We start from the raw sequence: 23,666 nt of genomic DNA, 5'->3' as shown, positions 1-23,666 counted from the left end.
AGGAGCATATGCGTATCGCGATTTTCGGAGCCGGCGCCGTCGGTCTCAGTCTTGCCGCCTACTGGCTTTCGCAGGGCCACCAGGCCGTTATCGTCTCCTTGTCCGGCCGTGGCCGAGCCCGCTTTTCCGATCGGCCTGTCCTGAAAGGAAGCGGCTGCGTCAGCGGCCAATGGCAGATCGAATTCCTCGATCCGCACACCGCGCTCGAAGGCGCGGAACTGGCCGTCATCGCCCAGCAGGTCGAGGGCCATTTGGCCGCCGTCGATGCGCTCGACGCGCATCTCGGCAACGGCCAATGCGTTCTGGTGAGCGGCGCGCTCGCCTTCGCGACCTCGCTTCTGGCGGAGAGGCTGAAAGGGCGCGGCATCGACGTCCCGATCGGGGCGACGCCGGTGCCGCCGGTCAATGCGCGGATGACCGGCCCTTGCGAGGTGCTGGTGTCGCGGATCAAGGAAACGCTGGAGGTGTTTTCGGCAGGGCCGCATGCGCAAGGTCTGCGACGGGTTCTCCAGCCTCTTCTGCCGGCCACCGCGCTCTCGTCGCTCACGCCGCTGGCGGGCGCCGATCTCAACAACATCAATCCCATAGCCCATTATGCGAACGCGCTCTGCAATTTCACCCGCATGGAAAAGGGCGAAAGCTGGCTGACCTATGCCGGCTATACGGAGCATGCCGGAAAACTGATCGATGCGCTCGACGCCGAACGCCAGGCAATCGCCGCCAGCATCGGCGTCGAGACCCGTTCCACATACAGCTATTTCGCCGAATGGAACGGCATGTCCGGCGGGACCGTCCCGGAGATTTCGAAAACCATCGTCGAACGCGGTCTCAGCCCTCTCGGCCCGGCCAGCCTGTCCACCCGCTATGTGCTGGAAGACGTTCCCTACGGGCTCGTGCCGCTGGAGGCGCTCGGACGCAGACAAGGCGTACGGACACCCCTGATTTCCGCCGGCATCGACATCTTCTCCGCACTCTACGGTGTCGACTTCCGGCGGAAGCCGACGATGACGCCCCTGCCCTGAAGCGAGGGCGATCACGGCCTATGGGAGACGTCGGTCGCCTGACGGCTGGAAGAATCAGACGTCCTTTTCCTTCATATCCGTCTGCAACTGCTCCAGGGCGCGGCGCAGGCCGTGAAGCTGGTCGAGCAGGTGCAGGATGACATCCACTCCCGCCTCGTTCGCGCCGAGCCGTTCGGTGAGATCGCGGATGAGATAGGCCCGGGCGACGTCGGCATCCGAAAAGAACAGTCCGGACTCCGTCTCTTCGGGGATGACCCATTGCTGCTCGATCCAGAATTCGAGCGTGTGGCCCTGCAAACCCGACCGCGTCAGGAACTCCTTCTTGGTGATGATCATGACCTGTCCTCGCGTGGATTGAAGTCTTTTCCGGCCGTCCAGTTCGAAACGAAGGCTTCCAGCTCGGGATCGTGCTGCTTCGGCAGAACGACCTTGAGCCTGACGAACTCGTCGCCATGCCCGCCTCCTCGCCGCGGGGCCCCTTTGCCGCGCAGGCGCAGCGTCGTGCCGGTGTTCGAGCCCTTCGGCACCGCCATCGAGACATCGCCGGTGGGCGTCGGGACACGTATCTTGCCGCCAAGCACCGCCTCGGTGAGCGAAATGGGCAATTCGAGCGAGATGTCGTCGCCGTCACGATCGAAACGGGGATCCGGAAGCACCTCGACCTGGATGAGCGCATCGCCGGGGCCGCCCTTGCCGGCGCCCGGCGCGCCCTTGCCCTTGAGGCGAAGCACCTGCCCGTCGACGAGGCCGGCCGGAATGGTGACATCCAGCGTATCGCCCCCGGGAAGGGTCAGGCGCTTGGTCGCGCCGGTGATCGATTCCACGAAGGATATGGACAGCGTGTAGTGCAGGTCCTCGCCGCGCCGGTTGGCACGGCTGCGCTGGCTGCGTCTCAGAAGCTCGGCGAAGGCATCGTCGGAATCCATGAAGTCTGCGAATCCCGACGTATCCGTATAGGAATGCCCGCCATCCGAATGCGCGTAGTCCCGGTAATAGTGATGTTGCGGCCGCTCCGCTCCCGACTCGTCGATCTCGCCACTGTCAAAACGCTTCCGCTTTTCGGCGTCCCCGAGCAGATCGTAAGCCGACGCGACCTCCTTGAACTTCTCTTCGGCAGCCTTGTCACCCGGGTTCAGATCGGGATGCAGCTTTTTTGCCAGCTTGCGATAGGCGGACTGAATCTCCGCCGCCGAGGCGGTCGGACTGACACCAAGGACCTCATAAGGATTTTTCACGTCTTACTCCGGACTTAGCCTAAGTTACCCATTTTCCGTTTGACGGTTCTTCCGACCATTTAAACTCCTATTCGCAGGATGGGACAAGCCGCACGGAAGTGCGCCGATCATGGGCGGAATCGACGCGAAACGCCGCAACCCGGCAGATCGCGGACGCCGAAGCAGGGCAGGCCTTGGAAAACGGCAGTCAGGCGGGAGCGAGGGACACTTCGGGCGTCAATGCTTCGGACGTGGAAAAGAGCTTTCTTTGCAGTCTGGCCTTGGAAAGATTTTCGTGCAGGACAGCCATCCGGTCCGATCCTTCGACGTCGTGCTTGAGAATCGTTTCATACATCAGCCTGTGATGCCGCGCTGTTTCCGCCAGATGCGCGGCAATGTCCTCGTCGGGATAGGCTGGTGCGAATTCGGACGGCTCATCACCCGAAAAACAGGCTCTGGCCAGCCGGATCGTCGCGAAGAGAACGCCTTCGTAGAAATCCTCGAAGTAGCTGTTATGGGCCGCCGCCGAGATCGCCAGATGGAAATCGACGTTGAGTTCGGAGCGCGACAGCCCGTCTCCGGTCTTGATCCCTTCCTCGAAGGCGATCATCGTCGCCTTGATCTTGCGCAGATCCTTTTCGGTCCGGTTCTGGGCGGCGAGCCTGTGGACCATCCGGCTCGATACGAGCAGCGCATCGTAGAGTTTCGGCACCTCGTCGAAATCGAGCGGCGCAATCCTGGCCGTGCGCCCGTCCCTGATGACGAGGCCATCGGAAATCAACTGGATGATGGCTTCGCGTACCGGCGTTCTGGAAACATCGAGCCTCGTGGCAAGCTCGGCCTCATCGATCACCGCACCCGGACGCAATTCGAGCCGCAGGATCGAATCCCGGATGCTGCTGAAGACCTTGCTGCCGTCGCGAACCCTCTTCGCCATACGCTTGCCCCCTTTCCCGTGGGCTCCCTTCCCGCGCGCCGAGGCCGGGATATCACAACGAGACGGGAAGCCCGGTCCGGATCACTCGCTGACAACGGATCGATTACAAGACGCGATCAGGCGTGGCAAGGGCAGCGATTGCCTATCGCCGGCCAAAACCGTCAATGATGCCAACGGCTCATGCGATCCCGACGCCCGCCCCGGCGAGGATGCGCTTGACCGATCCGGCAGCGGAGACGGGCGTGTAGGATCCGGTGACGCCGCCAAGCGATTGCGACGAGACACGCAGATCCCATTCCAGACCCTTGCCCTTGATCTCGATCCGGTGTTCCATCGCGGCCTTACCGGGCACGGCGACGATGCGGCTTTGCGTCCGGTCGAAGCCGATGCCTGCGAGAGAGACGGCTGCATGCACGTTCACATTGCGCGGGAAAAGCCGGCATGCCTCGCGGGCGCTCCCCTCGAAGACCACCCCGGACACATCCTCCGCCAGACCGAAGCTCTTTCCGCTCTTCGTGGTGGTGATGACGACCGTATCGATCACCTCGCGCCCGTCCGCGAGACCGTCGAGGGCGAGGATGGCCCCATGAGGAACGTAGTAGCGGAAGCCTGCCGCGGTGGCGGCCTCCTGGATCGCCGCCTCCGTGGACGGATCGGCAAGTGCGGTGCAACTGAAACCGCAAAGGCTGCTGCGCCGGAGGATTCGTGGAGCCAGGCTCGCCAGCACGTCCGGCATCGCGGCCTCCACGACGAGATCGACGTCGCGGCCCAGCGCTTCCTCCACATCGTCCAGCAATATCCCCGCCGGCAGTTGCATGCCGCGCGGTTTGCCGAGCGAGGACACGAGGACGTACTCGACATCGGCCAGACCCGCTCCCTGCACATGCTCGACGATCGCCCCGGCAATGGTACCGCCGCCAATGATGCCGATTTTCGGCAGTCTCCGCTTTATCCCCGACATTTCATCTCCTTGCGCCGGATGAAACCGGCCTGAAATCACAGCAACGACCCGAAACCGCGTCAGATCATATCACTTTTCACGCCGAACCGGGATCGAAAGGCCGCAATGTCCACATTGCCGCCCGACAGCACGACGACCGCCGTGCGACCGTCAAGCTCGAGCCTCCGGCCAAGCAGCGCGGCGAGGCCAACCGCGCCGCCCGGCTCGACGACGAGCTTGGCGATCTCGAAAAGCGCATCGACGGCGCGGGCGACATCGCCGTCTCCGACCGCAAAACCGCCGGCCAGATTGGCAAGGTTGATCGGAAAAGTCACCTCGCCGGGCATCGCGGTGACGATCGCGTCGCAGATGGAGGACGCATCCGGCGCATTCGCCACGCGGCGGCGCTCCTCCAGCGAGCGCCGGGTGTCGTCGAACCCCGCCGGTTCCACGCAATATATCCGCATATGCGGCATCAGCGTGCGAAGCGCGGTCGAGATGCCGGCGATCAGGCCGCCGCCTCCGACCGGGCACAGCAGGAGGTCCGCCGCGATGCTGGCCTCATCCAGCTGGCGGGACAGTTCGATGCCGATCGTGCCTTGGCCTGCAATGATCATCTCATCGTCGTAGGGCGGCACAATCACGGCTCCCGTTTCGGCGCCGATCTTTTCCGCGATCGCCTTTCTGTCCCCGGTCCTGCGGTCGTAGAGAACGACCGTCGCGCCGAGCCGCTCTGTGTTCTTCCGCTTCAGGGCCGGTGCGTCCTGCGGCATGACCACGGTTGCGGGAACACCGAACGCCTTTGCCGCGGCGGCCACGCCCTGGGCATGGTTTCCGGAGGAATAGGTGACGACGCCGCGCCGGCGCGCAGCAGGATCGAGAGAGGCGATCTTGTTGAAGGCACCCCGAAACTTGAACGATCCCGTCTTTTGCAGGTTTTCGGCCTTGAAGAGGACGCGCCCGCCCGACATCTCGTTCAACGGCTCATATTCGAGCAGCGGGGTGACGACATGTCGTCCTTTGAGCCGGGCGCAAGCCTCGGCGATTGAATCGAAACTCAGCATTTTCTCATCCATGTGTCTGGCGGCACCCGATGGCCAACCGATTTCACTTGCCGACCGTCCTGCGCAGCCCGACCGCCCGTTCGATCACCAGCACCAGCAGCAACGTTCCCGTCACCATCAAGGCGGAGGCGGCCGCCACCAGCGGATCGCTGCGGCTTTCGACGTAATTGTAAAGCACCACCGGCAGCAGCTTCAGTTGCGTGCCCGAGATGAACAGCGACACCACCACCTCGTCGAACGAGATGATGAAGGCGAGTGCGGAGCATGCCACGAGGGCCGGCATCATCAACGGCAGCGTCACCCGCCGGAACACCGTCAGCGGATGGGCGCCAAGCGTCGCCGCGGCGTCCTCCAGCGAAGGCGGGAGCGTCTTGAGACCCGTGATCAGCACCCGCAGGGCATAGGGCAGCGTCAGCACGAGATGACCGACGATCATGCCGGGCCAGCTGCCGACGAGACCGTAGCCGACAAAGATGATCAGGATCGCAAGCCCCAGCACGATGCTCGGCAGAAGCAGCGGCGCGGTGAATACGGACAGCAGGACCTCGCTGCCGATGAACCTGCTTCGCGCCAGTGCCACAGCCGCCGGCGTCGCGATGAGGAGCGTCAGCACCGTCACGATCGACGCCAGCAGAAAGCTGTTCTTGAAGGCCTCAACCATCGCCTCGTTCTCGACCAGCGCGACGTACCATCGCAGGCTCCACCCGGACGGCGGCCAGGCGATGAAACTGTCTGCCGAGAGCGACATCGGAAACACGAGAACCACCGGCGCCAGAAGGAAGGCCAGGCTGGCGATCACCACGACGATCTTCAGAAAGGACAGAAAGCGCGACACCATTTTCAGTTTCCCTTTCTCACTCAATCGACGATCTTCGAGAGCTGTCCGTAGAAGAACAGCGCCGTGCCGAACACCACCAGGACAAGCACCGACAGACAGGCGGCAAGCGGCCAGTTCAGCGTCACAATCGCCTGATCGTAGATCTCGGTTGCCAGCAGCGAGACCCGGCCGCCGGCAAGCATCTTGGGCGTGATGAAACTGCTGACCGCGAGCACAAAGCACAGAAGGCATCCCAGAAGAATGCCGGGAAGGCTCAGGGGAAGCACGATGCGGCGGAAAACCGTGAAGGGTCTGGCGCCCAACGTCCCGGCGGCCTGCTCGAGGGTCGGGTCCAGCTTGCCGAAGCCCGACATCAGCGCCAGGATCATATAGGGCATCAGGATTTCCGTCATGCCGATGATGACGCCGAGCTGATTGTTGAGCAATACCGGCGGCGTAAGGCCCACGGCGCGGATGAGCGCCGGCATGAAGCCCTGATCGCCGAGGATCACCATCCAGCCGTAAGTGCGCACCACCGCGGAAATGAGCAGCGGCGAGATGCACAGGATGACCAGCACCGTTTTGAACGCGCCGGTCGTCCTGCTGACGAACAGGGCGAGCGGATAGGACAGGATGAGCGTGATCGCCGTGATGATCGTTCCGACCCACACGGTCCTGCCGAGCATGGCCCAGTAGAAGGAATCGACCAGCACGGACCGCCAGGTTTCCAGACTGAAACCGTCGGTCAGCGCCCCGGTCGCCGCGGCCGTGCGCAGGGAAAGCAGCGCCAGATTCACCACCGGCACGATGAAGGCCACCATGTTCACCAGCAGGATCGGCAGCAGGAAAGCCAGGATGACTGTGCGTCCCTGGCCGGTTCTGGCGAGATTGGCAGAGCTCATCCGGCCACCTCCCCGGGAAATGTCAGCGTATCGTCAAAGCGCCAGACGAGACTGACGGCATCGCCCGGGTTGAACCGGTTGCCCGCCGAGGTCGTCGTCTTCTCGACCGCGACGAGACCGCCTGCCGCCTCGACCTTGTATTGCAGCGTGTCGCCGACGAAGGTCACGTCCCTGACGACACCTGCGAGCCTGTTCCGGCCCGGACCGGCAGCAGGCGTCTCGTCCGCCGCCAGCATCGTGATCCGGTGGGGGCGCACCATTACCACCGCATCCGTTCCGGCTGTCCCCGACGCGTTTCCGCGGACCACGGCATCGCCGAGCATGAGGGCGCCGTCGGTGCGCCAGGTGCCGGCAAGGCGGTTGATACGTCCGACGAAGTCGGCCACCATCGGGGTGGCGGGCTTCTCGTAGATTTCCAGCGGCGTGCCGATCTGCTCGAGCCGCCCCCGGTTCATCACCACGATGCGATCGCAGATGGCCATAGCCTCCGTCTGGTCGTGCGTGACGAAAACCGTGGTCATCTGCAACCGCTTCTGGATGTCGCGGATCTCGTTGCGCATGTCGTCGCGCAGTTTCGCATCGAGATTGGAGAGCGGTTCGTCGAGCAGGAGGATGTCCGGCTCGATCACCAGCGCGCGCGCAAGAGCGACGCGCTGCTGCTGCCCGCCGGAAAGCTCCCGCGGCTTGCGCTCGCCCACCGCCTTCAACTGGACCATCGCGAGCGCATCGGCCACCCGCCTGCCGATCTCCGCCCGGGAAAGCTTGCGCATTTCCAGCCCGAAGGCGATATTTTCCGCGATCGTCAGATGCGGGAACAGGGCGTAGGACTGGAACATGACACCCATGTTCCGGCGGTAGGTGGGCAGATTGCTCACCTCCCTGCCCGCGACGAAGATTTTCCCGGACGTGATCGGGACCAGCCCGCTGATCATGCGCAGGGTCGTGGTCTTGCCGCAGCCGGAGGGTCCGAGGATTCCCAGCAACTCCCCCTGCGACAGTGAGAAAGAAAGATCCGATACGGACGGATCGTGATGTCCATATCGCTTTTCAAGAGATTCGACGGTCAGATACACGGCATCCTCGCAATGGCAATGGCGCCCCGCAAGCGCGGGGCGCGGTTTGTCAGGAGAACCGGTTCAACCCCGGCTGAGGACCTGTCTTCGCCACTGGTTCGTCACCGCGTCGCGGATATTCGCCACCTCGATCCAGTTCACGTCGATCATCTTCGCCATCCGTTCCGGCGTTGCCGCCGTTCTGGCAAGCGCTTCCGGAGCAACGTCGGCTTCCTGGTTGGTCGGCGCGTAGAACATCGCCTCGGTGAACGTCTTCTGCGCCTCGGCTCCAAGGGCGTAGGACATGAATTCGAGGGCTGCGTCGCTCTGGGCCGAGCCGTTGACCAGGTTTATCGTGTTGATCTGGAACACCGAGCCTTCATCCGGCAGGGCGCCGCCGATGCGCTCCGGCGTCTGGAGCGAGAAGGTCTGGGCACGCGCATTGTAGCCGATGCCGAGATCCACCGCGCCGCTGATCACGGCGGTGTAGACTTCGGGCTTCGGTTCCCAGGTCTGCACCAGCGGCGCCATCTCCCCGAGAAGCTCCAGCCCCTTGTCGACGGATTCCATGTAGTTGGTGCCGCCGGCCAGATTGTCGGCGATGAAGGTGAGGCCCAGTCCGAGCGCGTTCGGCGGCGCATCCACCGCGATGCGGCCCGCATGGTCCTTGTTCCACAGCTCGCGCCAGGAGGTCGGCGCGGTCGCAAACTTCTGGGGCGAGTAGAGCATCACGATGCTGTCGAACGTCACCGCCGGCCCCGGAAGCCCCTCGATGAGCGCGCGCGGGTTGAGCTGCCTCATCACCGGAAGCTGCTCGACAGTCACCGGGGCGAAGATCGCCTCGTCGCCGCCGGCCTTGGCCACCGTCATGTCCATGATGGCGACGTCGATCTGTGGTGCGGCCTTCTGGGCCCGCAACGTGCCGAGGATCTGTGCCGACGTCGGCAGGCCGACATAGTTGACCTTGATGCCCGGATGCCCGGCCATGAACGGCTCGATGACCGTCTTCTTGTAGATATCCTCGAAAATGGCGCTGTATGCGCACACCGTGATCTGGCGTTCCTGTGCGAACGCCCTGCTTACCCACGGCATCGCCACACCGGCTGCGGTGAGGGCGAGCACTTTTCTTCTGCTTATCCCATTCCCATTCATTGTTATTCTCCTGTTCCCACTGAGGTTAAACGACCTTTTCGGCCTTGTTATTGGGAGTAACCGGTGCGCCCCTTTCGGCTATGACGCACCGGCGAACGTCCGGATCGAGCCCGTCTCTCGTTCGGTCATGATTCCGGGATAGTGGCGCTCGATGTAAGCGCGGCTGAATTTGCCCGATTGCATATCCTCGAGCACCGCATCCCGGCTGCGTTCTTCGGCAGGGCCGTAGCCGCCGGCGCCCGCGGTCTCGAGAACCGCCATCTCGTTTTCCTGAATGCGGATGCACGACGCCTTCGGAACGAGCGCACGCTCTTCACCGCCATCGCTCTTCACGTAGAAGCGTCCGCATTCTCCTTCTTCGCCCCCGAACAGTCCCCACGGTTTGTGGAGGAAGCGCTCCCCGACACCGTTGAACTCGCATTCGTGCCCGATCGGACGGATGGAGCGACGGATACCCAGTCCGCCGCGGTTGCGCCCGGCGCCACCGCTGTCCTCAATCAGGGCATATTCCTCCACGCGCAGCGGATATTCGAGTTCGATGGCTTCGACCGGCAGGTTCGACGTGTTGGTGATGTTGACCTGCACGCCGTCCTTGCCATCGAAGGTGGCGCGGGCACCCATGCCGCCGCCAAGCGTTTCCAGATAGACGTACAACTGGTCGGTGCGCGGATCGATGCCGGTGAACACCGCGCTGGTATTGGCACCATTCGCCCCGGCGATGACGCGATCGGGTATCACCGGAGCGAGCGCTCCGAAGACGCAATCGACCACGCGCTGGCACGAGTTGGCACGCAGCGCGACCGCCGCCGGCGCGACGCAGTTGACGAAGGAGCCTAGCGGCGCGCGTAATTCGATGGCGTCGAATATCCCCTGATTGTTGGGAACGTTCGGGTCGAGCAGCGCCTTGATGGAGAAGCAGATCGCGGATTGCGTCGCGTTCTGCGTCATGTTGAAGTTGCCCTTGACCTGAGGGTCCGTCCCATCGAAGTCGAACAGGATCCTGTCGCCGGCCTTCTCGATCTTCAGCGCGATCTTGATGTCGTAGGTGCCGGCGCCGTCGTCATCCATGTAATCGACGAAGGAGAAAACGCCGTCGGGAAGCGCGGCGATCGCCTTGCGCATCCGCATCTCGGTCCGGCTGACGATCTCGGAAAAGATCGCGACCATGCGATCTCCCCCCTGCTCCCGCACCACATCCCCGAGCCGCGCCACGCCGAGCTTGCAGGCCGCGATCTGCGCATTCAGGTCTCCCTTGCGCTCGTCCGGAAGGCGCATGTTGAGCATCAGAAGGCCCAGGAGGTCCTCGTCGAGCACGCCTCTGGAGAACAGTCGCATGATCGGGATGCGCAGCCCCTCCTTGTAGATCTCGTCGAGCCCTCCCGACATCGATCCCACGGCGGCGCCGCCGACATCCGCATGGTGGATGATATTGGCGACGAAACCGATCAGCCGCTCGCCTTCGAAAACCGGCATCGCCATGTTGATGTCCGGAAGATGCGTGCCGCCGGCGGTATGCGGATCGTTGGCGATGAAAATGTCGCCGGGCGATATGTCGTCGCCGAAACGCGTGAGAATGGCCGTCATGAGACCGCGCATGGAGGCGAGATGGATGGGCAGGGCCATTTCAGCCTGCACGATCAACCGTCCCTGCGCGTCGGCGATCGCGGTGGAGTGATCGTGGCGCTCTTTCACATTTGTGGAGAAGGCGCTGCGCATGATGCTGATGAAGCACTCGTCCGCGATGGACTTCAGTCCGTTCCAGGTGATTTCCAGCGAGATGGGGTCGATGACCACGTCAGACATTTTTGATTTCCATGATCATGTTGAGGGCGGGGTCGACGGCAATCGTCGCCCACGGCGGCACGACGGTGGTGGAATCCAGTTGCGTGACGATGCAGGGACCGGCGATAACCGTGCCGGCCGGAAGGCCGGAGCGCTCGTACATCGGGGTCGGCACGCTGCCGCTCTCGTCGAACCAGACGTCCCGGACGTCGAACGGTTCCGCCGTGCCGGAGGGTGCCGCGACCGACGCCTCGGTTTGCGACAGTCTAGCGACGGCCCGCAACCGGATATTGATGATCTCTATCGGCGCCTGCGCGTCATAATGGCCATAGGCCCGCTTGTACTCGGCGAAAAAGGCCTGCGTCAGCTCCCCGGTCGGGGGTAATTCCACCTTGCCGGACGCGCTCGACACCTCGACCGACAATTCGTAGTTCTGCCCCACGTAGCGCATGTCGAGGGAGAGGACGAGGCTGGTGTCGAGCGCACCGGCGCCCTCCCCGGCCAGCCACCCGTTTCCCCGGGCGACCAGATCGCGGACGACTGCCCGCACATCGTTCATGTCGCCGTCGACCCGCGCGCGATAGCTGATCACGAAATCCTCCTGAAGATCGGAGAGGATCAGCCCTTCGGCACACAGGATTCCCGGCGCATGCGGTACGATGACGCGCGACATGCCCAGCGAACGCGCGACGTCGGCTGCGTGCAGCCCGCCCGCGCCGCCGAAAGGCATGAGGGAGAACTTGCGCGGATCGTAGCCTTTCTCGATCGTCACGGCCCGGATCGCCCGGACCATGTTCGAGGTGACGATGCCGACGATGCCGAGCGCCGTCTTCTCCACGCTCGTCGACAATTGTGCGGCAAGCGGCTCGACCGCCTTCACGCCGAGATTGCGGTCGATCGTCATGCCGCCGCCCGTCAGCGACACCGGCAGGCGGCCCAGGATCACATTCGCGTCGGATACGGTCGGCAATTGGCCGCCGCGGTTGTAGCAGGCGGGACCGGGAACCGCGCCGGCGCTTTCGGGACCGACCTTCATCAGGCCGTCGGCGCCCAGACGGGCAATCGACCCGCCGCCGGCGCCGACCGTGTGAATGTCCACCATAGGCAGGCGGATGCGGAAGCCGGATATGTCGCGCGTGCTGGCGATTGCGGTCTTCCCGTCGCGAATGAGGCACACGTCTGTGCTGGTGCCACCGATATCGAGCGTGATGATATCGCCGATGTCCGACATCTTCGCCGCGCCCGTCGCCCCGACCGCGCCGGCCGCCGGGCCCGACAAGGCGGTCCGCACCGGAAACTGCGAGGCCTTGTCCACCGACATCAGCCCGCCGCTGGACTGGAAGATGCCGAACTCGGCATTGGGCGCCACCGTGGCGACCTCGGCCTTGAGGCGATCCATGTACCGGCCGACTTCGGGTTGCAGGAAGGCGTTGATCAGCGTGGTGGAAAATCGTTCGAACTCCCGGAATTCCGGCTGCACCTCGCTGGAGGCCGACACGAACACATCCGGGAGAGCGGCCCGCAGGGCAGCCGCCAGCCGCCGCTCATGCTCAGGATTCATGAAGGAAAAGAGCAGGCACACCGCCAGCCCCTGAATGTCGGGCTCGCGGCGCAGCTTGGCGACCAGATCGTCAATCGCTTCGTCCGTCAGTTCGCGAATGATCTCCCCGGAAGGGCCGATGCGCTCATCGACTTCGAAGCGAAGCGCCCTTTCGGCAAGAGGCTGGGGCGCATCGGCCTGAAGATCGTAGATGTGGGGCCGCACCTGACGGCCGATCTCGACGAGATCGCGAAATCCGCGTGTCGTGACGAGTGCGACCCGGGCGCCGCGTCTCTGGAGAAGCGCATTCGTGGCGACAGTCGTTCCATGCGCAAATCTTGCGATACTTTCTGAATCGATTTCGTATTTCTCGGTCATTTCCCGTAGGCCGAAAATAATCGCGCGAGACGGATCGTCGGGCGTCGAAGGTCTTTTGTGAATGAACACTCGACCTGTCTTCGTTTCCCGCGCCGAGAAATCGGTGAATGTTCCCCCGACATCTACGCCGATGACCCAGTTTTCGTTCTTTTGTACTGTTCCCATCACCATCGCCAATTGTTTAATACGACGTTTTCTTATTCAGTATCCAAACAGGATACCAATGCAAGCGCGAAATCGCGAGTCATCGAAAAAATTGCATATGCGCAAAAGGACAGGCTGTTTCGGGCGCGCCGCGCGCCCGGGGAGGATCAGGCGCGATAGCGCTCGATCAGAACGGCGAGGCGCTCGACGGCGGCCACGGCCGCCTTGTGGTCCTGGGAAAAATTCAGCCGGACGCTGTCGCCGGTTCGCGGGCTGAATTCGGTTCCCGGCGTGACGGTCACGCCCGCCTGTTCCCGCAGGATCTTTACGAAGCGGTCGTGAGGCACGGCAAGCGCCGGCAGGCGCGGGAAGAGATAGCTGCCGGCCTCCGGCGTGCGGGCGAACACGCCCTCGACGCCCCGCAGCACCGCAAGCAGATCGTCGCGGATGGCCTGGTGCCGGCGGATGCGGTCGTCCATCCATCCTTCCGGCTCGTTGAACCAGGTGCGCATGACCGCCTGATTGTAGCCCGCGGCCCGCAGCGACACGATGGCCTGCAATTTCTCCATCCGGGCGATGATCTCCTTCGCCCCGAAGGCGGCGCCCAGACGATAGCCGCTCAGGGATTCCGTCTTGGACGGCCCCATGATCGTGACGACATTTTCCGGATCGATCTCCCGCGCCCGCAGATGCGTATAGGAAACACCCGCATAGCGCAGGCGCGCGTAAAGCTGATCGACGATGACCGTGACGCCATACCGCCCCGCCAGCGCGGCGATCCGGTCGATCTCGTCGCGAGAATAGACGACACCCGTCGGATTGTTCGGGTTCGAGAACAGAAACACGCGTGCGCCGGCCTTGAACGCATCTTCGAGCTGGTCGAGATCGAGGCCTGAACGCCCCTCTTCCGCCTCGGCGTATCCCAGTTGCACGGGCAGCATTTCGCCTTCGAAGAACTCAACGAGCTTGCGGTTGGCGAAATAGTCGGGCTGCACGATGGCGACCTTGTCGCCATGCGCCACCGTGGCCGCGACGGCCAGGAAAAGCGCGCCCTGCGTGCCGGGGGTGATGATCAGCCCGTCGCGGGCATCGACCGGCGCACCGGTGAACGCGGCAAGCCGTTCGCCCACAAGCTCGCGAATGCCGATATCGCCGCGATATTCCGTGTAGGCCTGCTTGCCGCCGAGCGCCACGCCGGCGGAGAATACCTCGAACGACCCCGGCGTCGGCGGGTGCGCGTCGACGTCGCCATGCGAAAAATCAACAGGAATGCCGGGCAGTGGACCGCCCCGCAACAGGGTCTCGATGCCGGCGGCATCCTGCCGGACCTCCTGTCCGGGCGCATTGTTTACACCCAACCGGCTGAACTTGCTCTTGATCGACAACGGCATACTCCCTGGACTGGCAATGAGGTGAAAGGACGAAAGCTCCGGCCCGGAATTTAAGACCCGCCTCAAAAGAAAGAAAATGTTTCCATTCCTTGATTCAAAAGATACAAAAACCATCTTATGGACATCCGTTTCCTCGAGAGTTTCGTCATCGTCGCCGAATGTGGCTCCATCGCCGAGGCCGCGCGACGGCTCAACGTGACGCCGGCCACCCTGGCCCAACGGCTGAAAACGCTGGAAAGCGACCTCGGCCATTCGCTGGTCAACCGCGTCGGCCGTACCGTCCGTGCCACCGGTTCCGGCCTCGCCATTCTCCCGCATGCCCGCGAACTGGTGGAAGCGGCACGCGACCTCAGGGCGATCGCGGCCAATGACGTGCCGGCCGGCCAGTTGCGCCTCGGCGCGACGGCAACCGGCCTGACCGGGCTTCTGCCCGGGATCATCACCGCCTTGAGTTCGCGGCATCCCAAAATCGATTATTTCGTGCGGCCGGGCTCATCGGTCGATCTCTATCACCGGGTCATCGCAGGCGAACTGGATGCCGCAATCATCGTCCAGCCGCAGTTCCCGGTTCCGAAATCCGCCGACTGGCTGACGCTCCGGGCCGATCCGCTGCTGCTCATCGCCCCCGAGCACCTTCCTGTCGGCCCTGCGCACGCGATGATCGCCAGCCATCCCTTCATCCGCTACGACCGCAACCAGTGGGGCGGCCAGCTCGTGGACGATTACCTGCGCCGTCACGACCTGAAGGTACGCGAATGGCTGGAACTCGACGCGCTCGATGCGATCGCGGCACTCGTCGACCGGGGGCTCGGCGTGGCGATCGTTCCCGATTGGGCCCCGCCCTGGCCGGAGGGGCTCAGGTTGCAGAAGGTTTCGCTGCCCGGCCGCGCGATGCGGCGCACAGGCCTCCTGTGGAACCGCTCCGGGGCGCGCATCGCGGCGGTCCATGCTCTGGTCGAGGTCTGCGGCACGCTCTATCCATAGACGACGCGCCTACCCCATGCGTTCCGACGCATAGGAGCCCGGCGAGGCGGGGAAGACCACCGTCTTGTTTCCATTGATGAAAACCCGGTGATGGATGTGGGCATGAATGGCCCGCGCCAGAACCTGCGCTTCGACGTCCCGCCCGAGCGCCACGTAGTCCTCGGCGCTCTGGGCGTGGGTGACACGCACGGTATCCTGTTCGATGATCGGGCCCTCGTCCAGATCGGCCGTCACGTAATGCGCCGTGGCGCCGATCAGCTTCACGCCCCGTTCGAATGCCTGCCTGTAGGGATTGGCTCCCTTGAAGCTCGGCAGGAACGAATGATGGATATTGATGATCCGGCCCGACATCTTCCTGCACAACCCGTCCGAAAGCACCTGCATGTAGCGCGCGAGAACCACCAGCTCGGCACCGGCCTCCTCGACGATCTGCATCAACTGCGCTTCCGCCTGCGGCTTGTTCTCTTTCGTCACCCGGATGCAATAAAACGGAAGATCGTGGTTCACCACGACCTTCTGATAGGTCATATGGTTGGATACGACGCCGACGATATCGACGGGCAGCCCGCCGATGCGCCACCGATAGAGCAGGTCGTTGAGGCAGTGCCCGAAATTGGACACCATGAGCAGAACCTTCATGCGATGCTTCTGCGCACTGATCGCCCATTCCATGTCGAACGCCGCGGCGACCTCGGAAAATCCCTCGGTCAGCGCTTCCGCCGAAACCCCGGTTTCCGAGCGGAAGCCGATGCGCGTAAAGAACCGGCCGGTCAGTTCGTCGTCGAACTGCGCCGAATCCGTGATGTTGCAGCCATTGCCGGCGAGACAGGTCGAAATGGCCGCAACAATGCCTCTGCGCGACGCGCATTGCACATTCAACACATAGGATGTCATCGAAATCTCCATCGAAACCGGATATCAGGGCGAAAAGACCGGCCGGCGCAGGCGTCTAATGTAACGGCGGGAAGACACGCCACATTCGTCGCGTTCACGCCTCCGCCAGGGCGAGGAAGGTGTAGCCGGCGGCCAGACGGGTCATGACCTCGACGGCATAGGTCATCGACGCGATGTCGAGGAACAGTTCGTAGCCGAACGTGCCGAACCTGTCGGTGCGGACGATGATCACGTCGAGGTGCAATGCCCGCGTCTGCGCGATGCAGCCTGTCGTCATGTGGGCGGGACGGAAATCGATCTCGGCGATCTCCGTCATGAAAGCGGGCGCTTCGGGGCCCGACACCAGAATATGTCCCCAGCCATCGTGCCGGAAGCCGTCATAGCCCTTCGGCCCTTGCGCCGCCGACCAGCGGCGCCCGATTTCGCAAAGAGGATGGCCGCCCCATTGCAGACCGCTGATCACCGCCTCGTTTCGTCCGAGCCGCAATGCGAGAACCCCGTTTTCGTCCAGAGTGGCGCGGTTGACGGTTTCGGGGACGTCGAAGCCCTGCGAGACCAGCCATTCGCAACCGCCGGGACCGCGAAGCCCGAACCTCGGAACCGTCGTGCAATCCACGATCAGCGAATCCTGCCGTGCAGAGACGGATGGAGGAAGCAGGGAGGCGAAATGCCTTGAGCCGGAGATGAGCATTCAGATGTCCTGCCTGTTGTTCTGCGGATCGTAAAAATGGGGGGAGACGACCGGGACGGTGATGGTCGTGCCGTCGAGGCCTCGAATGTCGATGGCGCCGCCCGGTCGGGCATCGTCGGGGTGAGCGTATGCGAGACCGATGGACGCGCCGAGCGTGGGCGACCAGGCGCACGAGGACACAAAACCTGCCGGATTTCCCTGCCTGTAGACGAGGCAGCCTTCTGCGATAAATCCTGCCAGTTCACCGTCGAAACGGAAGCCGCAGAGCTTGCGGGACATCGGAAACCGGCGGCGGTGTTGCAGCGCGGTCCGGCCGATGAAGAACGGCTTTTTCTTCGACAATGCCCATTCCATCGACAGTTCGTCAGGCGTCGTCAGCGCATCGGTGTCCTGCCCGATGATGATATACCCCTTCTCGAGGCGCAGGATGCGCGAGGCTTCTAGGCCGTAGGGCTTGATGCCGCAGGGTTCGCCCGCTTCGAGCAGAGCCTTCCAGAGACGGCGCGTGCTGGAATAGGGCACATGGATTTCGTAGCTCAGCTCGCCGGTGAAACCGATCCGCATCGCGAGAACCGGGCAGCCCGCCAGCGTTCCCGTGCGCCCGTCGAGAAATCGGAAGGCCCCGGCCGAGAAATCGATATCGCCATCCAGATCTTCCAGAACCTTTCTGGCCAGCGGCCCGGTCAGGTTGATCCCGGAAAACGCGCCGGTTATGTTCTGGATGTCGACATCCAGCTTCCATTGGGCGTTCCACCAGGTCATTTCCGCATAGACCCGCGCCGCCGCGCCCGTGGTGGTGGTGACGTGATAATGGGTGTCGGTGACGCGATAGGCGACCCCGTCGTCCACCACCGACCCCATCTCGTTCAGCATCAGGCAATAGCGCACCTTTCCGACCGGCTGGCTGCTGTGCATCATCGTGTAGAAACGGTCGAGAAACAGGCCTGCGTCAGGGCCGCGGACGGCCATCTTGCCGAGCGTGGAGACATCGAGCATGCCGACGGCGTTCCGAACCGTCCGCACCTCGGCCTCGATGGCCGGCCCGACCCCGGAAGCCCCTGCGAAACAGGACGGCCGCCACCAGGCGCCGACCGGGATCATCCGGGCGCCGGCCGCCAGCAGGTCCTCATGCAGCGCTGTATGACGGAAATGATGGTGGGCGGGACCCGCCAGCAAGCCCAGGCGTTCCGGCCCGAAAGGCGGCCGCGACGTGGTGATCCCGACCGAGCCCACCGAGCGCTTCGTGGCGGCTGCAACGATGCGTGCGGTGTTCAAGGCCGAATGGCGGCCTTGCGACGGGCCCATACCCACGGTCGAGAACCGCTTGACGAGTTCCAGTTCACTGTAACCGTCGGCCACGGCATTCCAGATGTCGCGGGATTGCAGGTCCTCGTCGAAGTCGATGAAATCGTGTCCCTTCGGATGCGGCCGGAGAGCCGGCGTGTAGTTGACGGCGCTTCCCTTCGCATTGCCGATGGTCGGCAATTCCGGCATGGCTCCGCCGAGATTTCGGGCCGCATTCACCCCGGCGATTTCGCCCGACCGGATCACGGCATCGAGATCGAAGGCGCCGGCCAGCGATCCGGCCAGGGACATCGCCCCGGGAACGTTGCCGAGCCGGAATTGCCCCGTCTCGTCGTCATGGCCGAGCGTGGCGCCGGCGTGAAGCGCCAGTTGATAGGTCGGCGTGTAACCGGCTGCCGTGACCAGCAGATCGCAGGCGATCCTTTCCTCTCCCGTCGCTGCGGAAGCGACGGTGACGCCGGTGATTTCCGACCGTCCGTGTGCCTCCACGATCCGGGCATCCGGAAGCAGCCTGATGCCCCGCGACCGCACTGCCTGCCGATAGGACTCGCTGCCGTCGTTCACCGCCGGTTCGACAACCGCCGCCACTTCGATGCCGGCATCGTCCAGATCGAGCGCCACCCGGTAGCCGTCCGGCGTGCCGGTGAAGACTACGCTCCGTGCGCCCGGGCGCACCGCGTAATGGCGCATCAGCCGCTGGGCGGCGGACGAGAACATGATGCCCGGCAGATCGTTGTTGCGAAAGACGAGCGGCTGCTCCTGCGAACCGGTTGCAAGGACCACCTGCTTCGCCCGAACCTTGAACAGCGTGTCCTTCCGGAGAACGGGCAACCAGTTGTCGGCATACCAGCCATTGCACGTGGCGCCGGCCAGCAGGCGAATAGCAGGATGCCTTTCGACGCGCGCGCGAAGATCGTCCAGCGCAGTTCGCGCGGCGTCCCCCTCGACGTCGAACCGTGCATAGGTCAGGGAGCCGCCGATCTCGGGATTCTGGTCGACCACCAGCACATCCAGCCCGGCTTCTGCCGCCTTCAGCGCCGCGGCCATGCCGGCCGGGCCTGCGCCCACGACGATCACGTCGCAATGCAGGCTGCGCTTGCGGTAATGCACCGGGGCCGGAGCAAAGCTGATCTTTCCGAGGCCCGCGAACTTGCGGATGATCGGTTCCCACACCTTCAGCCAGCTCTTCCGGCCGGGGCCGTAAAAGCTGCGATAGTAGAACCCGACCGGCATGAACCTGCCGAGCGGCCCCATGACCGCGGCCAGATCGTGCGAGAGGCTGCCGACCACGTTCTGGGCGCTGACGACCATGCCCTTTTCGACTTCGCGCAGGTCGGCGCGCACGTTCGGCTCGTCGCCGAGCTGGACAAGGGTGTTCGCATCCTGCCCCGCCATCGTCAGGATTCCCCGGGGCCGGTGATATTTGAAGGAGCGCGACAGCACCTTCCGGCCATTCGCGGCGAGCGCGCTGGCAATGGTGTCGCCCTTGAGCGCGGAATAACTCCGCCCCTCGAAAACGAAGTCCAGCGAGGAAGCCCGATCGATCCGCGATCCCCAGGGAAGAGAAAGACGATCGGTCATTGCTCAGGCTCCCCTGCCGTCCCGGCGGGAAGCCAAGTGCGGATGATTTCGTCGGTGAGGGTGTTTCGTTCCGCGAGGAAGAACGTGTTGGATGGCGTATGCCGCCACCACTCCACGAGAGGTCCGGCCGGATTGGCGGCATGGAAGATGCGCGAGACGATCGATTCCGCGGTTTCCGGCGCCTCGTCTTTCACGGGCCCGAAACACTGGAACTCGTTGATGTTCCTCGGGCCGTTGATCGGGCAGTTCAGGATTTTCATGACGGTTTCTCAATGGCTCGCTGCCGTTGCGCCCATTTCGTTCACAAGCGCGAACCGGTCGAAGCGGGAGAGGCTGAAAGGATGGAGGATATCCGGAACCCGTCCGGTGGCGATGGTCTCGGCCATCCGCTTTCCGGCGACGGGCGTGGCCTTGAACCCCCAGGTTCCCCATCCGCAGTCCAGCCAGTAATTCTTCAGCGGGGATTCGCCCATGATCGGGCTGTAGTCCGGGGTCATGTCCGTGATGCCCGCCCACTGGCGAAGAACCTTCACATTGTGAAGGAACGGAAAGAGATGAACCGCCCCGGCGGCCAGGCTCTCCTTCTGGTCGAAGGTGGAGCGGGTGGAAACGAGTTGATATGGGTCGGAACCGCCGCCGATCACGATTTCCCCGCGGGACGACTGCACCAGGTAGGTGTGCATGTTGGCCGACGACAAAAGGATGTCGAGGAAGGGCTTCAGCGGCTGCGTCACCATCGCCTGAAGCGGGAAACTGCGGATCGGCAGGCGGATGCCGGCCTTCGCCGCCAGCTGGCCGTTGAGGCCGCCCACGGCCTGAAGAACCTGACCGGCTGCGATATCACCCCGGTTCGTCCGGACATGGGTGATCCGGCCCGCCTCGGTGCGGAAACCCGTCACCTCCGTGCGCTGATGGATTTCGACGCCTTTCTCCGCGGCACGCTTGGCGTAACCCCAGGCCACCGCGTCATGCCGCGCCGTGCCGCCGTCCTCGTGCCAGAGACCGCCGAGCACCTCATGCTGGCCGCCCGGATCGAGATTGACGTGCGGGCAGATCTCGCGAACCGTGGCGACGTCGACGACCTCGATCCGCGTTCCCGCGTGCCTGCCCATTTCGGCCCGCAGGCGAAACGACCTCAAGGTGGCTTCCGAATGGGCGAGCGTTAGCTGGCCGCGCTGGGAGAACATGACGTTGAAGCCGAGGTCGTTCGACATCGTCTCGAACAGCGACACGCCTTCCTTGTAGAAGCGGACGGATTGCTCCGTCATGTAGTTGGAACGGATCGTCGTGGTGTTTCGCGCCGTGTTGCCGCCGGCCAGATACCCTTTTTCCAGAACGGCGATGCTGCGGACGCCGTGCAGGTTCGACAGATAATAGGCCGCTGCCAGCCCATGCCCGCCGCCGCCGATGATGACGACGTCATACGACCTTTTCAACTCCGGGGTGGCAGGTATGTCCGCATGCGAAACATACCTGCGACGCAGGCCGTATTTCAGGAGCGATAGCACCATTGGATTCTCCGGTTGACTGCGGAGTATCTTGGCACTTGCCTGCGCACCGCCCAAGAAATAGAAACGATCCCTCTGCCATCGTTTTCGTTGCCCGCCGGTCCGCCATGAGAACCCTGCCACCTTTGAGCTATCTTCAGGCGTTCGAGGCCGCGGCACGCCATCGCAGCTTCACGGAGGCCGCCAAGGAGCTTGGCTGCACGCAGGCCGCCGTGAGCCAGCGCGTCCGCGGGCTCGAAACCTATCTTGCCCGCAAGCTTTTCTCGCGCAAGCCGAACGGCCTCGAACTGACGGAAGTCGGCGAAGCCTACCTGCCCGGCATCACGGAATCGCTGAACATCGCCGCAGCGGCGACGGAGGGCCTTCAAGGCAGGAACCTGCGCCGCAGCGTCACGGTCTCGGGGCCCTTCTCCTTCCTCACGCTTTGGCTGCTGCCGCGCGTAAACGGGTTTCTCCTGCCGAATCCGGATGTCGAGCTGCGCATCAACAGCGCCATCTGGACGGACCCCAATATCGAACTCGCCGATATCGCCATCGAGGTTCGCGATGCCGGCGAGACGGATTCGACCATGCCCAGGATGAAACCCGAGCATCTGGTCCTGGTCTGTTCGCCGGATCTCGCAGTCCCATTTCGCGAACTGCCGCTTCAGGCAGCGCTTGCGAACACGCGCCGCCTCTACGTTCAGGGACGACACCCGCTTTGGGAGCGCTGGTCGAAGCCAAGAGGCCTCTCACTCGAAGGCGGAATGTCGCCGATCAAGCTCGACACTTCCGCCTCGGCCCTGGAAGCGGCAGCGCAGGGTCTCGGCGTCGCCGTATGCTATTCCAGCTATTGCGCGCCCTATCTGGACGCCGGAAAGCTCGTTGCGCCGGCTGGCGCCGGCGAGCCCACCACCCTCAGCCACACCCTCATACGTCCGCCGTCCCGTCCCTCATGGCATCCGGCCCATCGTCTCCATGAATGGCTGGCAGGCGAGTTCGAGCGCACGCAGGGAATGACGAAGCCGTAGCATGGAAATTCCATGTGCAGTCAAAGGACGGGAAGCCCTTTATCCTGTTCCGGCGGCATCACCGCCAATCCTTGCGTCCCTGGCCAGGGCGGTTTCGATCTCCTGCGAAGACACCTGCAGGCGCTGCCTGACGCCAATGCCTATCGCGATGGCCGGTATCTCGAGCTGGGTGCTTGTTCTCCTGAATGCGGAGAAGGAGATGCCCGGGATTTCTTCCTCGTCGACGATGAGCCGATAGGTTCCCGCCTCCAGCGGTATCACCAGCGAACTCAGCACAAAGGGATGGGCAAAGGTAATTTCCGTTTCAATGGTGCGTTCCATTATACGTGACCTCGAATAGGACGGCAGTCTTCTGTTGTCCGGTCTCCGATTGTCGCGAACGGAAATCCCGGCGTTGCAATGCAACCGCATCCGGAACCGTCGGGCACCGGATGCGGGAAAGGGCTGACGATGCACAGACATGTCCGGCATCGCTGCGGTCCTCAGGCCAGTAAGGCCGTCGGGCAGATCGGGTCAGACCCTGCCGAGGTTCAGTCCGCCGAGGCCGCCCATGAGCCAAAGCACCACGACGACGAGAAGCAGAAGACCCAGCACGCCTCCAAGCCCCCGGCTCCCATAGCGATTGTAGCCGTAATAGCCACCGCCGCCGAACAGGAGGAACAGGACCAGGATCAGTAAAATCATTCCCATACGCTTAGCCTTCATTGTTGGTCGTTCAGCGGACAGGTCCGCTGACGGCTTCGATGGCGCACCCTAGCCGGTTCGCAGGTGAAGCAGCAGGCTCGGAAACTACTCACGGCGGCCGGACAGCTTGCGAGCGGGCCGGACAGCGCCACCGCGCTGTCCATGAGCGCCGATGGCCCCTTGAGTAGTTTCCGTCACTGGCGCCGGGACCCGGGGCATGATGACCTTGATCGTATGGCAAGCCGGATCGCAACGGTCGGGCCACCTCTCTTTCAAGGACAGCATCCAATGACCGACATGACCAAGACGACATCCGGATCTCTGATCGCCGCCGAAAAGGTGAATGGCACCAATGTCTACAATACGGCCGGCGACAAGCTCGGCAGCGTCGACGACATCATGCTGGACAAGGCCAGCGGCCGGGCCATCTACGCCATCATGTCGTTCGGCGGTTTCCTCGGCATGGGCGAAAAGTACCATCCCCTGCCGTGGAGCAGCCTGAAATACGACAGCCAGAAGGATGGCTATGTCGTCGATCTCGACAAGAAGCAATTGCAGGATGCCCCCCATTACGACCAGAGCTCGCCCTTCGAATGGACGCCGGAATATGGGCGCAGGGTCGACAGCTACTATAACGCGCCGCACTACTGGTCTTGAAGACCAGTGTCAGCCAG

At 63.5% G+C, this 23,666-nt stretch carries 23 protein-coding genes; 4 read left to right on the top strand and 19 right to left on the bottom strand.

From position 1 onward, the window contains the following. Positions 1-8 precede the first annotated feature (8 nt). Positions 9-1,022, top strand: a complete 1,014-nt coding sequence (locus tag NOF55_RS02390; RefSeq protein WP_306409707.1) for an NAD/NADP octopine/nopaline dehydrogenase family protein — start codon at positions 9-11, stop codon at positions 1,020-1,022. A 54-nt stretch (positions 1,023-1,076) separates the two neighbouring features. On the opposite strand, the gene NOF55_RS02385 is transcribed toward NOF55_RS02390, so the two are convergent. The 12 genes from NOF55_RS02385 to NOF55_RS02330 all read right to left on the bottom strand — a co-directional run bounded on the left by NOF55_RS02385 (position 1,077) and on the right by NOF55_RS02330 (position 14,329). After that, the gene (locus NOF55_RS02385; protein WP_370868921.1) at positions 1,077-1,352 is read right to left on the bottom strand and encodes a chaperone modulator CbpM; all 276 of its coding nucleotides are present in this window, start codon (positions 1,350-1,352) and stop codon (positions 1,077-1,079) included. Positions 1,353-1,354: 2 nt separating this feature from the next. After that, the gene (locus NOF55_RS02380; RefSeq protein WP_306409705.1) at positions 1,355-2,257 is read right to left on the bottom strand and encodes a DnaJ C-terminal domain-containing protein; all 903 of its coding nucleotides are present in this window, start codon (positions 2,255-2,257) and stop codon (positions 1,355-1,357) included. Positions 2,258-2,444: 187 nt separating this feature from the next. Beyond that, positions 2,445-3,173 carry a GntR family transcriptional regulator gene (locus NOF55_RS02375; protein WP_306409704.1) on the bottom strand — a complete coding sequence of 243 codons (729 nt, stop codon included), beginning with the start codon at positions 3,171-3,173 and terminating at the stop codon, positions 2,445-2,447. A 178-nt stretch (positions 3,174-3,351) separates the two neighbouring features. Continuing rightward, positions 3,352-4,134 carry an aspartate dehydrogenase domain-containing protein gene (locus NOF55_RS02370; RefSeq protein WP_306409703.1) on the bottom strand — a complete coding sequence of 261 codons (783 nt, stop codon included), beginning with the start codon at positions 4,132-4,134 and terminating at the stop codon, positions 3,352-3,354. A 59-nt stretch (positions 4,135-4,193) separates the two neighbouring features. Next, positions 4,194-5,177 (bottom strand): threonine ammonia-lyase, encoded by a 984-nt coding sequence (locus tag NOF55_RS02365; protein WP_306409702.1) that lies wholly within the window; start codon positions 5,175-5,177, stop codon positions 4,194-4,196. A gap of 43 nt (positions 5,178-5,220) precedes the next feature. Further along, complete coding sequence (locus NOF55_RS02360) at positions 5,221-6,015, bottom strand: ABC transporter permease (protein WP_306409701.1); 795 nt, start codon at positions 6,013-6,015, stop codon at positions 5,221-5,223. A 20-nt stretch (positions 6,016-6,035) separates the two neighbouring features. Then, complete coding sequence (locus tag NOF55_RS02355; RefSeq protein ID WP_306409700.1) at positions 6,036-6,896, bottom strand: ABC transporter permease; 861 nt, start codon at positions 6,894-6,896, stop codon at positions 6,036-6,038. Further along, complete coding sequence (locus NOF55_RS02350) at positions 6,893-7,969, bottom strand: ABC transporter ATP-binding protein (protein ID WP_306409699.1); 1,077 nt, start codon at positions 7,967-7,969, stop codon at positions 6,893-6,895. Before NOF55_RS02350 ends, NOF55_RS02355 begins: the two co-directional genes overlap by 4 nt. A 63-nt stretch (positions 7,970-8,032) precedes the next feature. Next, on the bottom strand, positions 8,033-9,070 hold the full coding sequence (locus tag NOF55_RS02345; RefSeq protein ID WP_306409698.1) for an extracellular solute-binding protein: 1,038 nt from the start codon (positions 9,068-9,070) through the stop codon (positions 8,033-8,035). A 108-nt stretch (positions 9,071-9,178) separates the two neighbouring features. Then, entirely contained in the window at positions 9,179-10,903 is a 1,725-nt protein-coding gene (locus NOF55_RS02340; RefSeq protein ID WP_306409697.1) for a hydantoinase B/oxoprolinase family protein, read from the bottom strand. Then, a complete protein-coding gene (locus tag NOF55_RS02335; RefSeq protein WP_306409696.1) occupies positions 10,896-12,965 on the bottom strand; it encodes a hydantoinase/oxoprolinase family protein in 2,070 nt (689 codons plus the stop codon). The genes NOF55_RS02340 and NOF55_RS02335 overlap by 8 nt, the downstream gene beginning before the upstream one ends. Before the next feature lie 146 nt (positions 12,966-13,111). Then, on the bottom strand, positions 13,112-14,329 hold the full coding sequence (locus tag NOF55_RS02330) for a pyridoxal phosphate-dependent aminotransferase (RefSeq protein WP_370868875.1): 1,218 nt from the start codon (positions 14,327-14,329) through the stop codon (positions 13,112-13,114). 123 nt (positions 14,330-14,452) lie between these two features. Here NOF55_RS02330 and NOF55_RS02325 point away from each other — a divergent pair, with 123 nt between their 5' ends. Then, positions 14,453-15,319 (top strand): LysR family transcriptional regulator, encoded by an 867-nt coding sequence (locus NOF55_RS02325; protein WP_306409694.1) that lies wholly within the window; start codon positions 14,453-14,455, stop codon positions 15,317-15,319. 9 nt (positions 15,320-15,328) lie between these two features. Here NOF55_RS02325 and purU read toward each other — a convergent pair whose 3' ends face one another. The 5 genes from purU to NOF55_RS02300 form a co-directional block, all read right to left on the bottom strand. After that, a complete protein-coding gene (gene purU / locus NOF55_RS02320) occupies positions 15,329-16,213 on the bottom strand; it encodes a formyltetrahydrofolate deformylase (RefSeq protein ID WP_306409693.1) in 885 nt (294 codons plus the stop codon). 94 nt (positions 16,214-16,307) lie between these two features. Then, the gene (locus NOF55_RS02315; RefSeq protein WP_306409692.1) at positions 16,308-16,904 is read right to left on the bottom strand and encodes a hypothetical protein; all 597 of its coding nucleotides are present in this window, start codon (positions 16,902-16,904) and stop codon (positions 16,308-16,310) included. Next, positions 16,905-19,790: an FAD-dependent oxidoreductase gene (locus tag NOF55_RS02310; protein ID WP_306409691.1), complete on the bottom strand. Its 2,886-nt coding sequence runs from the start codon at positions 19,788-19,790 to the stop codon at positions 16,905-16,907. After that, the gene (locus NOF55_RS02305) at positions 19,787-20,050 is read right to left on the bottom strand and encodes a sarcosine oxidase subunit delta (protein ID WP_306409690.1); all 264 of its coding nucleotides are present in this window, start codon (positions 20,048-20,050) and stop codon (positions 19,787-19,789) included. The genes NOF55_RS02310 and NOF55_RS02305 overlap by 4 nt, the downstream gene beginning before the upstream one ends. 9 nt (positions 20,051-20,059) lie before the next feature. Further along, the gene (locus NOF55_RS02300) at positions 20,060-21,301 is read right to left on the bottom strand and encodes an FAD-dependent oxidoreductase (RefSeq protein ID WP_306409689.1); all 1,242 of its coding nucleotides are present in this window, start codon (positions 21,299-21,301) and stop codon (positions 20,060-20,062) included. Between the two features lie 122 nt (positions 21,302-21,423). Here NOF55_RS02300 and NOF55_RS02295 point away from each other — a divergent pair, with 122 nt between their 5' ends. Further along, positions 21,424-22,308: a LysR family transcriptional regulator gene (locus NOF55_RS02295; RefSeq protein ID WP_306409688.1), complete on the top strand. Its 885-nt coding sequence runs from the start codon at positions 21,424-21,426 to the stop codon at positions 22,306-22,308. 39 nt (positions 22,309-22,347) lie between these two features. On the opposite strand, the gene NOF55_RS02290 is transcribed toward NOF55_RS02295, so the two are convergent. Continuing rightward, a complete protein-coding gene (locus NOF55_RS02290; protein ID WP_306410178.1) occupies positions 22,348-22,632 on the bottom strand; it encodes a hypothetical protein in 285 nt (94 codons plus the stop codon). A 189-nt stretch (positions 22,633-22,821) separates the two neighbouring features. Then, positions 22,822-22,992, bottom strand: a complete 171-nt coding sequence (locus NOF55_RS02285) for a DUF3309 family protein (RefSeq protein WP_306409687.1) — start codon at positions 22,990-22,992, stop codon at positions 22,822-22,824. A 288-nt stretch (positions 22,993-23,280) separates the two neighbouring features. Here NOF55_RS02285 and NOF55_RS02280 point away from each other — a divergent pair, with 288 nt between their 5' ends. Beyond that, positions 23,281-23,649, top strand: a complete 369-nt coding sequence (locus NOF55_RS02280) for a PRC-barrel domain-containing protein (protein ID WP_306409686.1) — start codon at positions 23,281-23,283, stop codon at positions 23,647-23,649. Positions 23,650-23,666: the final 17 nt, after the last annotated feature.

This window comes from Ectorhizobium quercum, assembly GCF_026552795.1.
Classification (GTDB): Bacteria; Pseudomonadota; Alphaproteobacteria; order Rhizobiales; family Rhizobiaceae; genus Ectorhizobium; species Ectorhizobium quercum.
This window is presented reverse-complemented; position numbering and strand designations above follow the sequence as displayed.